The organism is Rhodopseudomonas sp. BR0G17 (genome assembly GCF_010907025.1).
GTDB lineage: Bacteria > Pseudomonadota > Alphaproteobacteria > Rhizobiales > Xanthobacteraceae > Rhodopseudomonas > Rhodopseudomonas palustris_H.
In genome coordinates this window covers 1-15654 of the sequence record NZ_QUML01000015.1, presented here as the reverse complement: position 1 = coordinate 15654, position 15654 = coordinate 1, and the positions used below count along the sequence as shown (strand labels likewise).

Annotated in this window: 12 protein-coding genes and 1 pseudogene; 6 read left to right on the top strand and 7 right to left on the bottom strand. The window is 65.3% G+C overall.

What is annotated here, in order from left to right:
- Positions 1-3 precede the first annotated feature (3 nt).
- Positions 4-3150: a multidrug efflux RND transporter permease subunit gene (locus DY467_RS13555; RefSeq protein WP_164636650.1), complete on the top strand. Its 3147-nt coding sequence runs from the start codon at positions 4-6 to the stop codon at positions 3148-3150.
- Positions 3151-3414: 264 nt separating this feature from the next.
- Here the strand turns inward: DY467_RS13555 and flgH are convergent, their stop codons facing one another.
- The 4 genes from flgH to flgF are packed head-to-tail and all read right to left on the bottom strand — an operon-like array spanning position 3415 to position 6781.
- Positions 3415-4173, bottom strand: coding sequence for a flagellar basal body L-ring protein FlgH (gene flgH, locus DY467_RS13550; protein WP_107345607.1), 759 nt, complete (start codon positions 4171-4173; stop codon positions 3415-3417).
- Between the two features lie 5 nt (positions 4174-4178).
- Positions 4179-5207 (bottom strand): flagellar basal body P-ring formation chaperone FlgA, encoded by a 1029-nt coding sequence (flgA, locus tag DY467_RS13545; RefSeq protein WP_164636648.1) that lies wholly within the window; start codon positions 5205-5207, stop codon positions 4179-4181.
- 11 nt (positions 5208-5218) lie between these two features.
- Positions 5219-6007 carry a flagellar basal-body rod protein FlgG gene (flgG, locus tag DY467_RS13540; RefSeq protein WP_011159436.1) on the bottom strand — a complete coding sequence of 263 codons (789 nt, stop codon included), beginning with the start codon at positions 6005-6007 and terminating at the stop codon, positions 5219-5221.
- A 12-nt stretch (positions 6008-6019) separates the two neighbouring features.
- Positions 6020-6781, bottom strand: a complete 762-nt coding sequence (gene flgF, locus DY467_RS13535) for a flagellar basal-body rod protein FlgF (protein ID WP_107345605.1) — start codon at positions 6779-6781, stop codon at positions 6020-6022.
- A gap of 364 nt (positions 6782-7145) precedes the next feature.
- Between flgF and fliL the strand changes: the two genes are divergently transcribed.
- Genes fliL through DY467_RS13515 form a run of 4 tightly spaced genes read left to right on the top strand, consistent with a single transcriptional unit; the run spans position 7146 to position 10044 of the window.
- The gene (fliL, locus tag DY467_RS13530; RefSeq protein ID WP_107345604.1) at positions 7146-7646 is read left to right on the top strand and encodes a flagellar basal body-associated protein FliL; all 501 of its coding nucleotides are present in this window, start codon (positions 7146-7148) and stop codon (positions 7644-7646) included.
- A 6-nt stretch (positions 7647-7652) separates the two neighbouring features.
- Positions 7653-8855, top strand: a complete 1203-nt coding sequence (gene fliM / locus DY467_RS13525) for a flagellar motor switch protein FliM (protein ID WP_011159433.1) — start codon at positions 7653-7655, stop codon at positions 8853-8855.
- A complete protein-coding gene (locus DY467_RS13520; RefSeq protein WP_107345603.1) occupies positions 8852-9283 on the top strand; it encodes a DUF6468 domain-containing protein in 432 nt (143 codons plus the stop codon). Before fliM ends, DY467_RS13520 begins: the two co-directional genes overlap by 4 nt.
- Positions 9280-10044, top strand: a complete 765-nt coding sequence (locus DY467_RS13515) for a MotE family protein (protein WP_107345602.1) — start codon at positions 9280-9282, stop codon at positions 10042-10044. The genes DY467_RS13520 and DY467_RS13515 overlap by 4 nt, the downstream gene beginning before the upstream one ends.
- Before the next feature lie 10 nt (positions 10045-10054).
- Here the strand turns inward: DY467_RS13515 and DY467_RS13510 are convergent, their stop codons facing one another.
- The gene (locus tag DY467_RS13510; protein WP_107345601.1) at positions 10055-10384 is read right to left on the bottom strand and encodes a GrlR family regulatory protein; all 330 of its coding nucleotides are present in this window, start codon (positions 10382-10384) and stop codon (positions 10055-10057) included.
- Positions 10385-10858: 474 nt separating this feature from the next.
- Here DY467_RS13510 and DY467_RS13505 point away from each other — a divergent pair, with 474 nt between their 5' ends.
- Positions 10859-14602, top strand: a complete 3744-nt coding sequence (locus DY467_RS13505) for a tetratricopeptide repeat protein (RefSeq protein WP_164636646.1) — start codon at positions 10859-10861, stop codon at positions 14600-14602.
- A gap of 166 nt (positions 14603-14768) precedes the next feature.
- Here the strand turns inward: DY467_RS13505 and fliP are convergent, their stop codons facing one another.
- On the bottom strand, positions 14769-15533 hold the full coding sequence (gene fliP / locus DY467_RS13500; protein ID WP_164636644.1) for a flagellar type III secretion system pore protein FliP: 765 nt from the start codon (positions 15531-15533) through the stop codon (positions 14769-14771).
- Positions 15530-15654: pseudogene (locus DY467_RS26880) on the bottom strand (flagellar biosynthetic protein FliO); the annotation flags it as partial. The gene fliP and the pseudogene DY467_RS26880, both read right to left, overlap by 4 nt.

The following is a 15654-nucleotide window of genomic DNA, read 5'->3' as shown; positions in this document are numbered from 1 at the left end:
GTCATGCCCGATTTCTTTATCGCGCGGCCCGTGTTCGCGTGGGTCGTCGCCATCTTCATCATGATCGCCGGCGCGTTGGCGATCCCGTTTCTGCCGGTGGCGCAATACCCCAACATTGCCCCTGCCAAGATCTCCGTCACCGCGAACTATCCGGGCGCGTCGTCCGAAGAGATCTACCAGGGTGTGGTCCGGCTGATCGAAGATCAGCTCGCCGGTATTCCCGGCCTGATGTACTTCGAGTCGACCACCGATGCGACCGGCCAGATCTCGATCGAGGTGTCGTTCCAGCCGGGAACGTCGCTGGCGCAGGCGACAGTGGATGTGCAGAACCGCATCCGCCGGGTGGAGTCGCGGCTGCCCAGCGCCGTGACCCAGCGCGGCATCCTGGTCGATGAAGCCTCCAGCACCTTCCTGATGTTCATCTCGGTGCAGACCATCGACGGCTCGCTCGATAGCATCGCGGTCGGCGACTACATCACCCGCAACATCATCAGCGAGATCCGCCGGATCGAGGGCGTCGGCAAGGCGCAGTTGTTCGGCACGCAGCGGTCGATGCGGGTGTGGATCGATCCGGACAAGCTGTTCGGCGTCGGCTTGACCGTCAGCGACGTTTCAGCCGCGATCGCCGCGCAGAACGCACAGGTCGCCGCGGGGCGGATTGGTGCGACGCCCAATCCGGTGTCGCAGGAAGTCACCGCGCCGGTCCTGGTCAAGGGCCAGCTCGGCACGCCCGAGGAATTCGGCGCGATCGTGCTACGCGCCAATCGCGACGGCTCGTCCGTGCGGCTGCGCGACGTCGCCCGGGTCGAGGTCGGCGGCGAGGACTACAATTCCGACAGTCGGCTGAACGGCCATCCCGCGGCGTCGATCGGCGTCCAATTATCGGCGACCGCCAATGCGCTCGCCACCTCCAGGGCCGTCACGGCCAAGATGAAGGAGCTATCGCAGTATTTCCCGAAAGGGATGACCTACGAGATTCCTTACGACACCACCCCGTTCATCAAGGCGTCGATCGAGAAGGTGCTGTACACGCTCGCCGAAGCGATTGCGCTGGTGTTCGTGGTGATGTTCCTGTTCTTGCAGAACATCCGCTACACTCTGATCCCGACCCTGGTAGTGCCGGTCGCGCTGATCGGCACCTGTGCGGTGATGTTCGTCACCGGCTTCTCGATCAACGTGCTGACGATGTTCGCGATGGTGCTGGCAATCGGCATCCTGGTCGACGACGCCATCGTGGTGGTCGAGAACGTCGAGCGCCTGATGGCGACCGAAGGCCTGTCGCCGCGCGAGGCGACCATCAAGGCGATGGGGCAGATCAAGGGCGCGATCGTCGGCATCACGCTGGTGCTCACGGCCGTGTTTTTGCCGATGGCGTTCTTCCCCGGCGCGGTCGGTATCATCTATCGGCAGTTCAGCCTGACGATGGTGGTTTCGATCCTGTTCTCCAGCTTCCTGGCGCTGACGCTGACGCCGGCGCTGTGCGCGACGTTCCTGAAGCCGGTGCCAGACGATCACCACGAGAAGGGCGGCTTCTTCGGCTGGTTCAACCGGACTTTCGTGCGCATCGCCGGCCGTTATCGCAATGGCGTCGGCTGGGCGACCAGCCGCACCGGGCGGCTGATGGTGGTGTATCTGGCGCTGCTGGCGGGGCTCGGCTGGGCTTACTTGCGGTTGCCCGCGTCGTTCCTGCCGACCGAGGATCAGGGCTATCTGATCGTCGACATGCAGGCGCCGACCGAGGCGACGCAGACCCGCGCGATGACCTCGATCGAGCAGGCCGAGAAGGTGTTCCTCGCCGACCCCAGCGTGTCGCAGGTGTTCACCGTCTCGGGCTTCAGCTTCTCCGGCAACTCGCAGAGCGCAGCGGTAGCGTTCGTGACGCTGAAGGATTGGAGCGAGCGCGGCCACGACAGCGCCGGTGCTATCGCCCGGCGTGCCAATGTCGAACTGGCGAAGATCGGCGACGCCGCGGTGATGGCGTTCGAGCCGCCGCCGATCGACGGCCTCGGCAACTTCACGGGCTTCACCTTCCGCCTGCAAGATCGCGGCAGCCGCGGCAGCGCGGCGCTCGACGATGCCGCGACGCGCCTGACTGCGGCAGGCGCCGCCAGTCCGGTGCTAGCGGGCGTTCGGATCGAGGGGCTAGCCAATTCGGCCCAGCTGCATCTGGTGATCGACCGTGAAAAGGCGAACGCGCTCGGCGTGTCCTTCGCGGACATCAACGCCACCATCACCGCCAGCCTCGGTTCGGCCTACGTCAACGACTTCCCCAACGCAGGCCGGATGCAGCGCGTTACCATTCAGGCGCAGGACGATCGCCGCATGCAGGCGGACGATCTGCTCAAGCTGAACGTCCGCAATGCCAGCGGCCGGATGGTGCCGCTTTCCGCATTCGCGCGAACCGAATGGTCGAAAGGGCCGATCCAGGTGATCGGCTTCAACGGCTATCCGTCGGTGCGCTTTGCCGGCGATGGTGCGCCGGGCCACTCCTCCGGCGAGGCGATCGCCGAGATGGAACGGCTGGCCAAGCAGTTGCCGAGCGGGTTCGGTTTCGAATGGGCCGGGCAGTCACTGCAGGAAATCAAGTCGGGCAATCAGGCGCCGTTCCTGCTCGGGCTCAGCGTCCTGTTCGTATTCCTGCTGCTGGCGGCGCTGTACGAAAGCTGGTCAATCCCGCTATCGGTGATGCTGGTCGTGCCGCTCGGCATCATCGGCGCGCTGCTCGCCGTGATGCTCCGCGACATGCCGAACGACATCTACTTCAAGGTCGGCCTGATCGCGATCATCGGCCTGTCTGCCAAGAATGCGATCCTGATCGTCGAATTCGCCAAGGACCTGCATGCCGAGGGCAAGTCGCTGCGCGAGGCAGCGATCGAGGCGGCGGCGATCCGCTTCCGCCCGATCATCATGACTTCGCTCGCCTTCATCCTCGGCGTCACGCCGCTGGCGTTTGCGAGTGGCGTCAGCGCCGGCAGTCAGAATGCGATCGGCACCGGCGTGTTCGGCGGCATGTTGTCCGCCACCGTGCTGGCCGTGCTGTTCGTGCCGGTGTTCTACGTCTTCGTGCTGCAGAAGGTGGAGCGGCGGAAAGCGTCAGGCGGCAAGGACGCGGCAGGCAAGAGCGAGCCGCAGTCGACAACGGTTGCGTGATCGCAGGTACTAACGCCAACTCTCTCGTGCCCGGCTCGTCCCGGGCACGACGTCTTTGCAGTCTCTCCGCGAGCCAGACGTCGTCGGTCAAGCACGGCCATGACGTTGATGTTTGGCCACCAACTCACCGTCAGCAGCGCTCACGGGTCAGTAAAAAGGCCGCGGCCTCCGTCCGGAGGGAGAGCCGGAGGAGGCCGCGTTGGAACACCTGACCGCGCCTAGGTTCGCGGCCGGGTGTGGGAGCTCGTTGTCAGGTCATGACGATCAGAACGGGAGCAGCACGTCCATCACCTGCTGGCCGTAGCGCGGCTGCTGCACGTCGGTGATCTGGCCGCGGCCGCCATAAGCGATGCGGGCCTGCGCGATCTTGCTGCTGTCGATGGTGTTGTCGCTCTGGATGTCCTCGGGCCGCACGATACCGGCGACGATCAGTTCGCGGATTTCGAAGTTGACCCGGATCTCTTGCTTGCCCTCGACCACCAGATTGCCGTTCGGCAGCACCTGCGTCACCACCGCGGCGACGTTGGTCTGCAACGCTTCCTGGCGCTGCACCGAACCCTTGCCGTCTGACGACGAGGTGGAGTCGGTGGTCAGGATGCGGCCTGGCAGCACTGCGGTCGCCGGCGTCGTGATCGTCTTGCTGCCGATGAAGTCGGTGATACCGGAGTCTTCCTTGCTGGTGCGGCTGCGCTGGGTCTCGTTGGCGATGTTGGCCTTGTCGGTGAAGTTCACCGTCACGGTGAGAATGTCGCCGACCTTGGCGGCGCGCTGATCCTTGAAGAACGCGCGCGAGCCGTTACGCCAAAGCGAGTTGGCGTTGTAGGACGCGACCTCCGGCTTCGGCATCGGCATCTGCACCGGCTTGTAGCCGGGCTGCGTGGTCGGGTTTTCGATCGGAGTGAGCGCCGGCCGTTCGCCGATCGCGGCGAGACGATCGATCGAGGAGCAGCCCCCGGCGAGTCCGCCCGTCGCCAGCAGGGCGGCGACCAGAACGATGCGTTGCAACGGCACAGGCTTGGACATGAACGTTACTCGGTTTTCGCGTCGGCCACGACGCGCGGAGAGATGACGGTGATCGCGACCTGGCCGCGACCGATCACCGTGCCGGTGATGGTGCGCTTGGACTGCAGGTTGAGCACGTTGACGACGTCGCCCTCGGCGCCGGTGTCGAGCGCCTTGCCGCGCGCGGTGAGGTAGATGCCGGCCGCGCGATAGATCAGCGTGACGCCCTGGTCGCGGGTCACGAGGTCCGGCTTGGCCAGGTCGGCGCCGCGCAGCACCTGTCCGCTGCGCAGCGTCTGGCGCGCCTGCATGCCAAGGGCGGCATCGCGAGACGCCGCATCGGACGCGACTTCGCTCTTCGGCCGGCGCTCGACGGTGATGTCTGAGGCCTTGATCACTTCGTTACGCTGCACCGGCCGGGTCAGCACGGTTGCCACAACGGTTTCGATCGCGGTGCCGGTCGCCCGCATCCGGGCCGGCGCGCTACCTTCGCCGCCGTTGATTTCGTAGCTGATGTCGAACCGGCCGCTGCGCGCGTCGAACTTCTCGCTGACGAGTTGCAGCTTGCCGGCGTAGTTCGCCGGCAGCGTCTTGGTCTCGACGTCGCGGTCGAAATTCACCGTCAGGTCTTCGGGCTCGCCGAGGCCGTGGCGTTGCTGCAGGGTCTGAACCACCTGCTGCTCGATTTCCTTGGCCGCCAGCGTGCGTGCCAGCCGGGTCACGGTGACTTCGGTGATGTCGCGGGTATCGACGCCGATCACCTGATGGGCGCGCAGCGCCGCGAGGACGGTCGCGGTCGGCAGCGCGCCGGTGGTGCCGAGGTCGGGTGAGCGATAGATCGCGATGCCGGCGGCGGCGCCGGCGTTCTCGATCACGTCGCCGATCCGGACCAGTTCGCCGGTGACTTCGACATGCGGGCGCAGCACCGGCGACTTCAGCACCTCGCTCGGGCGCAGTTCGCCTTCCGGCTGTGCCGCGGGCACTGCGGTCTGGCCGATTGCGTCGCTGCCGGCAGCGGCGATCAGGGTGGAGGCGAGGAGGAGAGCGCGGATCATCAGCCGTCTCCTCAGCGGAACATATTGGAGGTCGATTGCAGCATCTGGTCGGCGGAGCTGACGACCTTGGCGTTCATTTCGTAGGCCCGCTGCGCCGAGATCAGGTCGGAGATTTCCGTCACCACTTCGACGTTCGCCATCTCCAGCGTCTTCTGCATGATGTCGCCGAGACCGTCGGCAGAAGCGATGCCGTCCTGCGGCGTGCCGGACGCCGGGGTTTCGATGAACAGGTTGTCGCCCTGCGGCTGCAGGCCGGCCTTGTTGATGAAACGGGTCAGGCCGATCTGACCGATCACGGTGGGCGTGGTCGAACCGGAGATCGTCACCGACACCTGGCCGTTGGCCGCGACAGTGATGCTGGTCGCGCCGTTCGGAACGGTGATGGTCGGCTGCACCGGGTTGCCGTTGGCCGTGACCATGCGGCCGGTGTTGTCCTTGGTGAACGAGCCGTCGCGGGTGTAGGCGAAGGTGCCGTCCGGCATCTGGATCTTGAAGAAGCCTTCGCCGCGCACCGCGAGGTCGAGATCGTTGCCGGTGGGCGACAGCGTGCCCTGGGTCATCAGCCGCGGCGTACCGACGGTCTTGACGCCGCCGCCGATGTCGACACCGACCGGCAGGATCGTGCCCTGGTCCGACGCCTGTGCGCCGACCCGGCGGACGTGATCGTAGATCAGGTCCTGAAACTGCGCCGTCTGCTTCTTGAAGCCGGTGGTGCGCATGTTGGCGATGTTGTTGGAGATCACCTGAACGTTGAGCTCCTGGGCCGCCATCCCGGTCGCCGCAGTGTAGAGTGCGCGCATGGTCAGTCTCCGTTAGGCCGGCACTTCGGCGAGTTTCTCGATCGCGGATTTGCGCAGCTCGCTCTCCTGCTGCAGCATTGCCGAGATCTGGGTGTAGGTTCGGGTGACGTCGATCATCTTGGTCATTTCGAGGACCGAGTTGACGTTCGACTTCTCGACATAGCCCTGGCGCAGCATCGACTTGGTGTCGGGTGTGCCTTGGTCGGATGTGGCTGCGAACAGATTGCCGCCCTGCTTGATCAGGCTCTGCGGCCGGTCGAACGTCACCACCCGCAGCTTGCCGCGCAGCGAGTCGATGATCGAGGTGCCTTCGACCACGCTGACGCGGCCGTCGGACGAGATCGACAGTTCCTTGTCGGTCGGCTGGATCACGATCGGGCCGCCGGTGCCAAGCACCGGGAAGCCGGAGCCGTTCACGAGCTGGCCCTGGGCGTTGATCGTCAGCGATCCGTCGCGGGTGAAGCGCTCGCCCTGCGGCGTCTGCACCACCAGAAAGCCCTTGCCGTCGATCGCGACGTCGAGCGGGTTCTTGGTCTCTTGCAGCGCGCCGGTCGACAGATCGTGGTAGGTGGCGCGGTCCTGCACGAAGCTGACGCGCCGGTCCGGCCGCGCGAAATTGTCCTCGTGCGCGCCGGTGTTAAGAAATTCCTGGAACACCGACCGCTCCGCCTTGAAGCCGTTGGTGTTGAGATTGGCGAGGTTGTTCGCGACGACATCCATCTGCCGTTCGAGCACGACCTGCCGTGACAGTCCGACGAGAAGAGCATTCTCCATCGGTGGTTCTCCCTTGAATGACCCGCCGCCAAGTCCTCCCAGACCGGTGGCGGATCGTGCGAACCGCAGGCGCTCTCCCAAGCGCGCGGCTCACCAGACACCTAGCGAAGCTCGTGCCAACTCAGAAAAATCATCAAAATCAGTAACTTGACAGTTTTAAGGGAGCGGCCGGGCCGGCAATAAAGGACTTGTTGACCATACCGGCCGGCAAAATCTTCCTACCCGCCACCGCCGTGGAAAGGTTCCGTTAACCATTGCCCCATAGCGTCGTGTCATCAGAGCCTTGGGCGCTGGCGGCGTTAGTCTCGCGTTTACGGTTCGCCTCGGCTGCGGCTCGCTTTTTGGGATATGGGCGATTCGGCCGATGGCGGACGCAGAGAAACCGGAAGAAGGCGCCGAAGCCGCCGAAGGCGGGGCGCCAAAGAGCAAGAAGAAGCTGATCATCATCGCTGCGGCGGCCGTGCTGCTGCTCGGCGGCGGTGCCGGTGCTTATTTCTTCCTGTTCGCCGGTCACGGCGAAGACGCGCATCAGGCCGAAGCCGCCAAGGAAGTGAAGCCGCCGAACTTCGTCGAAGTGCCGGAGATCATGGTCAACCTCGCCGGTACGCCGGGCGAGCGGGTGCAATATCTCAAGGCCAAGGTCGTGCTCGAGGTGAAAGACGAAAAGCTCGCCGAGCAGATCAAGCCGAACATGCCGCGGATCACCGACCTGTTTCAGACCTACTTGCGGGAGCTGCGCTCGGGCGACCTGAACGGCTCGGTCGGGATGTTTCGGATGAAGGAAGAGCTGACCCGGCGCGTCAACATGGCGATCGCGCCTGCGCAGGTGTCGGCTGTGTTGTTCAAGGAAGTGCTGGTGCAGTGAGCTGACATGGCTGGCCAGGACCAACTCGACCAGGACGCAATTGCCGCCCAATGGGAAGCCTCCATGGCGTCGGAGGATCCCGAGGCCGCGGCAAAGGCGGCAGCGGAGAACGAACTAACCGGGACGATGGCGGAGCAATGGGCCGCCATGGTCGAGGATGGCGGCCGCGATCTCGGCGGTGGCAAGAACGGCGGCGAGCGGGTGCTGTCGCAGGAGGAGATCGACAATCTCCTCGGCTTCAGCGTCGGCGAGGTGCACCTCGACGAGAACTCCGGCATCCGCGCGATCATCGACTCCGCGATGGTCTCCTACGAGCGTCTGCCGATGCTCGAAATCGTCTTCGACCGCCTGGTGCGGTTGATGACGACCAGCTTGCGTAACTTCACCTCGGACAACGTCGAAGTCTCGCTCGACCGCATCACCTCGGTCCGGTTCGGCGACTACATGAACTCGATCCCGCTGCCGGCGGTGCTGTGCGTGTTCAAGGCCGAGGAGTGGCAGAACTTCGGGCTCGCCACCGTCGACTCCAGCCTGATCTATTCGATGATCGACGTGCTGCTCGGCGGCCGTCGCGGCCAGGCCGCACTGCGCATCGAAGGCCGGCCCTACACCACGATCGAAACCAATCTGGTGAAGCGGCTGCTCGAGGTCGTGCTCGCCGACGCCGAACAGGCGTTCCGGCCGCTGTCGCCGGTGTCATTCAGCATCGACCGGCTCGAGACCAATCCGCGCTTCGCCGCGATCAGCCGGCCCGCCAACGCCGCGATCCTGGTCCGTCTGCACATCGATATGGAAGACCGCGGCGGCAATATCGAGCTGCTGCTGCCTTACGCCACGATCGAACCGATCCGCGGCGTGCTGATGCAGATGTTCATGGGCGAAAAATTCGGCCGTGATCAGGTCTGGGAAGGCCACCTCGCCACCGAGATCGTCCAGGCCGATATTTCAGTCGACGCCGTGCTTTACGAAGCCGAACTGCCGCTGCGGCAACTGATGGCGCTGCAGGTCGGCGACACCCTGCCGCTGGAGCTGCGCGCCGATGCCACCGTAGCGGTGCGCTGCGGTAGCGTCGTGCTCACCGAAGGCCGGATGGGCCGGGTCGGCGACCGCGTCGCCATTCGCGTCACCAAACCGCTGCGCAAGCCGCTCACCACCTACGCCATGTTCGAACGTACCGACGAGCAGAGCAAAATGATGGAGGCACAATGAGCCACATTTTCGCAATCGTGATCGAAAGCCTGGTCGCCGTGCTGCTCCTCGTCACCGTCGGTTATTGTTGGCTGCTCAACAAACGCCTGCTGCGGCTGAAGGCCGACGAGCAATCGCTGAAGGCGACGATCGGCGAGCTGATCACCGTCACCGAGATCGCCGAACGGGCGATCGGCGGCCTCAAGCTCACGGTGCGCGAGGTCAACGAAAACCTCGGTCGTGACATCGCCGCGGCCTCCGCGCTGTCCGACCAGCTCAAGAAGCAGCTCGGCGAGGGCGACAACGTGCTGCGGCGCCTGTCGAAGATCGTCGCGGCGGCGCGCCCCGGCGGCGAGCAGCCGGCGGCAGCGGTGTCGGCGGCGCAGGCCAATGCGGCCGCGGCGCAGGCTTTTGCGGAACGCAGGCGACATAACGGCTTGGCTGCATGAACGCACTTCGGGATATCCGCATCCTTCCGGTTGTTCTGGTCGCGGTCTTCGGCCTCGCTGTGCTGAAGATCGCCGGACTGGTGCTCGATGGCGGCTACGTGTTCGATTACGATCCGAACGCGACCAAGCCGTCATGGGCTCAGGAGAACCTGAACTTCCCCGGACGGAAGCCGATCGATCCCGACATCACCGGCTCGGTGCATGGCGAGCCGAAGAAGAAGGAAGAAGAAAAGCCCGCGGTCGCGCCGCCGGAACAGACCAAGCCGGCCGAGACCGAACCCGAGACCCCGGCGATTTCTCCATCCGAACGTGCGATCCTCGAGCGGCTGCAGGCGCGCCGCCAGGAGCTCGAAGCGCGTGCCCGCGAAGTCGAGATTCGCGAGAGCCTGCTCAAGGCTGCGGAGAAGCGGATCGAGTCCAAGGTCCAGGAGATGAAGGAGACCGAGGGCCAGATCGGCAAGGCGACCGAAGAGAAATCGGAAGCCGAAGCGGCGCGCTTCAAGGGCATCGTCACGATGTACGAGTCGATGAAGCCGAAGGATGCGGCGAAGATCTTCGATCGTCTGGAAATGCCGGTGCTGATCGAAATCGCCACCCAGATCGCGCCGCGAAAGATGTCCGATATCCTCGGCCTGATGTCGGCCGAAGCCGCCGAAAAGCTCACCGTCGAAATGGCAAGGCGCGCCACCGGGAAGGCGTCGGTGTCCGCATCGGTCGCGGTGCTGCCGAAGATCGAAGGCCGCCCGACGCCGCGGCAGTGATCAACTGCGCTTAGCTGCTGATCCGGGTCAGCAGCGCCTTGAAGCCGAGCGACGGGGCTTCTGCCGCCATGCCTTCGACCTGCGCGTAGTCGCCGATCGTCGAGCCATGGAAGTCGACCCGCACCTCGTCGACGCCAAACACCGACTGGATCGCCGGATCGCTGGTGTGCCGGCGCGCCGTGATGGTGCCATGGATGGTCTGGCCGTTCTGTTCGTAGGCGCCGATATAGGCGAATGCCGAACTGCCACCGTGCAGCCGGCCATCGGATGCGAAGATCACGCCGACCGCTTTGCGCCGCGGCGTTTCGAATTCCACCTTGTAGAGACCCTTCAGCAGCATGGCGGTCGTCAGTCCAATTCCCAGTGGCGTATCCGCGCGCCAGATTGGCGGCGGGCGCAGCTTTCATCGTCCATGGCTCCTCGGTGGCGCGAGCCGATCCGAAGCGTCGACGCGTCGTGCGGCGTCCGTCAGGACGGCCGACAACGGCGGGCGGGAAGGGCACGGCGATCGCGGTCACACGAAAGGATGGTTCGGGCGGTTGCGCTCCCCGCCTTCTGCATCACTATCAAAAACGTGTTTACCTCGACAATCTAAATCTCTGATTGTGACGCGATGCCGCCCGAAGCAGGTGAGCCTGCCGCAGTCGACGATGGTTAAACCACCGTTAACGGCTTTTGTGCCCTAGTGGGGCAGGCTGCGGTTCTGCGCGCTTCCGCCGCGCCGACGCGCATGCGTGAAGCGTAGTATCTTTGTTGGCGGCGAAGCCGCCTAGGACCGGCAGACGACAGAGTCGTTGACTGAAAGACACGACGGATGGCGCGGATGGCTGCCGCTGGAGTTTGGTCACAGGCGCTCGTCGGGCGCGTCGCACGACTCTGCCTTGCCGGCTTGCTGCTGCTGATCGCAGCCGCGCTGACCATTGCGCCCGCGGCCGCGCAAGTGCGCGGCGAAGCCAGCTTCGAAGCGAAAGGCGGATACGGCCGGCTGCTGCTGAAGATGGCCGAGGACGTCGACTCCGACGTCGCCACTGCGGGCCTAATCGTGGTGATCCGCTTCAAGCGACCGATCGATATTCCGGTCGACAAGCTCGCCGATTCCGCGCCCGGCTATATCGGCTCTGCGCGGCTTGATCCCGACGGCTATGCACTGCGTCTGGCTCTGACGCGGAAGCTCACTGTCAACGCGATGGCGGCCGGCGAACGGCTGTTCGTCGACCTGCTGCCAGAAAATTGGACCGGCGCGCCGCCCGGATTGCCGCAAGACGTCGTGAAGGAACTGGCCGAACGTGCCCGCGCGGCCGAGCGCGCCCTCAAGGCGCAACGCGCCACCGCGGAAGTGAAGAAGCGGCCACCGATCCGGGTGCGGACCTCGGTGCAGCCGACCTTCGTGCGCTACGTATTTGAAGTGCCGTCCGACGTGCGGGTGGCGTCGACGCTGACCGACCGCAAGCTGTCGGTGCAGTTCAACACGCCACTGACCTTCGACCTCGCCGACGCGCAGCTCGCCTCGCCGCCGGGTGTTGCTTCGATCGCGCAGAACATCGATGGCGGTAATTCCACCGTCGACTTCACACTGATCGGCGGCGCCGATGTGCATTCGTTCCGCGAAGAGAAGAACTTCATCATCGATGTCGGCTTCCAACCGGGCGGCGCCGAGTCCGGTCAAACCATGGGGCCGCAGGCGCTGAAGCTGCCGGAGATCGGCAAGCTCGATCCCAAGGCGCTGCAGGCGGAGATCCAGAAGCAGGAGCCCAAGGCCGACAACGGCCACAAGCCCGACGCGAAGGACGCAGGCCACAAGGCTGAGGCCAAGGAAGCCGATCACAAGGCGGAGGCCAAGCCCGCGCCGGCTCCGGTGGAAGCCAAGGCCATGAAGCCGGCGACGCCGGCCGGTCCGCAGCCTGCACCTGCTGCTGCTGCTGCTGCTGCGCCATCTCCGTCTGTGGCGGGGCCCTCAGCGACGCCGTCGCCGGCCGGCCCGCCTGCCAAGGGTGGCCAAGTCGCGGCCGCGCCAGCGGGGCCTGCGGCGCCGAGCATCGCGCCGCCGCAGACGGCTCCGGCTGCGCCTCAGGCTCCCTCGCCTCCGCCGGCAGTTGCCGCCAAGCCGGTCTCGAATGAGGGGCGGCCAGTCGAGGTACGGCTGAATACGGATGGGCTTCGCCTGAGCTTCGCGTTTTCTGCTCCGACGCCGGCGGCGCTGTTCCGCCGCGGTGATGTGCTGTGGCTGGTGCTCGACAACACCGCGGCGTTTGATCTGTCGGCGATCCGCCGCGAGGGCAGTGCGGTGGTCAGCGACGCCAGCCGCCTTCCGCTCGCCAACGGACAAGCAATTCGGATCCGGCTCAGCCGCCCGCAAATTGCGACGCTTACCGAAGACGACGGTGCAGGCAAGGGCTGGACCGTGACGCTTGCCGATGCCGGCCGCGCGGCGTCGCAGCCGCTGTCGGCGGTACGCAACATCGCCGACCCGACCCGCGCCAGCGTCTCAGTGTCGTTGCCGGCGCTCGGCCAGGTTCAGAAGCTCGCCGATCCCGACGCCGGCGATACGCTGACGGTGGTCACCGCGCTGCCGCCGCCGCGCGGGTTCATCAAGCGGCAGAACTTTGTCGAGTTCAATCTGCTGGAGTCGATCCACGGCGTCGTTGTCGAGCTGAAGTCCGACGACGTCACCGTTGAAACCACTCCTGATGCTGTGCTGCTGACGCGGCCTGGGGGCCTGACGCTATCCTCCGCCGCGGAGAGTGGCGGCGGCGATGCCGCGTCCGAGAAGCCGTTCTTCGATGTCCGGCAATGGGCGAAGGATCAGACCGGCAGCTTCAAGGATATGCTCGACGAGCGTCTCAACGCCGCGTCCGTTGCGGGCGGCGACGACAAGCTCCCGGCCCGGCTCGATCTGGCGCGGTTCTACATGGCCCGCGGCCTCTATCCCGAAGCCAAAGGCGTGCTCGATCTTGCGCTGTCCGCCACCAAGCCCGGCCAGGAAGATGCCGCCACCATGCTCGGCCATGCGGCCGCGAGCGCACTGATGTGGCGGCCGGAGCAGACGTTGAAGGACGTCGCCAATCCGGCGATTGCTTCGACCTACGACGCGCAGATGTGGAAGGGCGTAGCGCTGGCGCGGCAGGGCAAATGGGCCGAGGCGCGCGAGAAGCTGAAGAGCGTTCAGTTCGCCATCACGGCGCTGCCGCTGGACATCCAGCGTGCCGTGCTCGCCGCGGCGATGCGGGCCTCGCTGGAAGTGCGTGACTATTCGGGCGCCGCCAAGCTCAGCACCGATTTCGATCTTGTCGGCATCCCGCCGGAGATCAAGCCGCAGGTCGCGGTGATGCGCGGCTGGCTCGACGAAGCGCTCGGCCGCGAGCCGGAGGCGCTGAAGAAGTACAAGGACGCGATGGCGTCGTCCGACCGGCAGGCCGCCGCCGAAGCGCGGTTTCGCGAGATCGTGCTGCGCCTGAAGCGCGAAGAACTGACACCCGCGGAGGCGCTGCCTGATCTCGAGCGACTGTCGGTGAACTGGCGCGGCGACCAGCTCGAAGTGAACACCCAGCAGCTGCTGACCAAGATGTATGCGGATGCGGGCCGCTATCAGGATTCGCTGCAGGCGGCCCGGGTTGCAACTCAGCTTGCGCCGAATTCGGAAGCTGCCCGCAAGGCGCAGGACGATGCCCGCGCGCTGTTCGCGCAGATTTTCCTCGGCAGCAAGGGCGACGATCTGCCGCCGATCGAAGCCCTCGCAATGTTCTACGAGTATCGCGAGCTGACCCCGATCGGCCGGCGCGGCGATGAGATGATCCGCCGGCTCGCCGACCGTCTGGTCGCGGTCGATCTGCTCGATCAGGCCAGCGAGCTTCTGCAGTATCAGGTCGACAAGCGTCTCGAAGGCGCGGCGCGGGCGCAGGTCGCCGCCAAGCTGGCAATGATCTACCTAATGAACCGCAAGCCGGATCGCGCCATCGGTGCGCTGCATTCGTCGCGCATCGCCGATCTTGCCGGCGAACTCCGTCAGCAACGCCTGTTACTCGAGGCGCGGGCGCAGAGCGATATCGGCCGCCATGATCTGGCGCTCGATATCATCAGCAATATCAGCGGACGCGAGGCGATCCGGCTGCGTTCCGACATCTACTGGGCGGCGCGGCGCTGGCGCGAATCCTCCGAGCAGATCGAGCTGTATCTCGGCGACCGCTGGAAGGATTTCACGCCGTTGTCGTCGGCCGAGAAGAGCGACGTGATCCGCGCCGTGGTCGGCTATGCGCTCGCCGAAGACGCGCTCGGCCTCGATCGCTTCCGCGAGAAATTTGCGCCGCTGATGACCGATCCGGCTGATCGCGCTGCCTTCGATATCGCCAGCCAGCCGAGCGCCGGCAATAGCGCCGCATTCGCCGCAATCGCCAAGATGGCTGCCAGCGTCGACACCCTGGAAGGCTTCCTGCGCGAGATGAAGCAGCGCTTCCCCGATGCCAGCGCCCGCGCCAACCCGCCGCCCGGCGCCGACCTCACCGCCACCGGCACGCTACCCCAGGTGCCGCCGAAGATCCGCGCCATCCAGGCGACGCGGTAGCAATTCCTTGCGGACTCCCACCGTCATTCCGGGGCGCAGGCGAAGCCTGCGAACCCGGAATCCCGAGGTTGTTGTGCGGAGCTGAACGTCCGGGTTCACGCGCTTCGCACGTGCACCGGAATGAGCCGTGGAGAAGAGAGCCAATCCGCAGTCGATCTCGGCTAGATTATCCGCCGCCGGTGTAGCTCTGCACCAGGCTGCCTGCGACCAGCGACCAGCCGTCCACCAGAACGAAAAAGATCAGCTTGAACGGCAGCGACACCACGACCGGTGGCAGCATCATCATGCCCATCGACATCAGGATCGATGCAACGACGAGGTCGATGATCAGGAAGGGCAGGAACAGCAGGAATCCGATTTCGAAGGCGCGTTTCAGCTCCGAGATCAGGAACGCTGGCATCAGGATGCGCAGCGACAGATCTTCCGGCGTTGCCGGTGGCGGCTCGCCTGACAGATCAAGGAATAGCTTGAGATCTTTCTCGCGGACGTTCTTCTGCATGAAGATCCGCAGCGGTCCGGACGCCCGCACCATCGCGTCGTCGACGCCGATCTCGTTGGCGATCAGCGGCTTGATGCCTTCGTCATAGGATTTCTGCAGCGTCGGTCCCATCACGAAGGCGGTCAGGAACAGCGCCAGCGCGATGATCACCGCATTCGGCGGCGCTGTGGCCGTGCCCAGCGCCGTGCGCAGCAGCGATAGCACCACGACGATGCGGGTAAACGACGTCATCATCACCAGGATCGACGGTGCGATCGACAGCACCGTCAGCAGCGCGATCAGCTGGATCGCGCGTTCGGTGACGCCGGGGCTATTGCCGCCGAGATTGATGCTGATGTCTTGGGCCTGCGCAGGCACGATCATCGCGAGAACCGCGATGATCAGAACCAATGAACTGATGAAAACTCTACGCGGGCCGGCCGAGGCGCTCACGTAGGGGACTTCGGGCGGCCGAGCAGCGCGGCCATTTCGTCTTCGAGGCTCTCGAACCCGGTCTTACCGGCGGCCGGGGACGCCTCCGCTGCGGCCGGCTCTTCGGGGGTAGGCTCGGAAG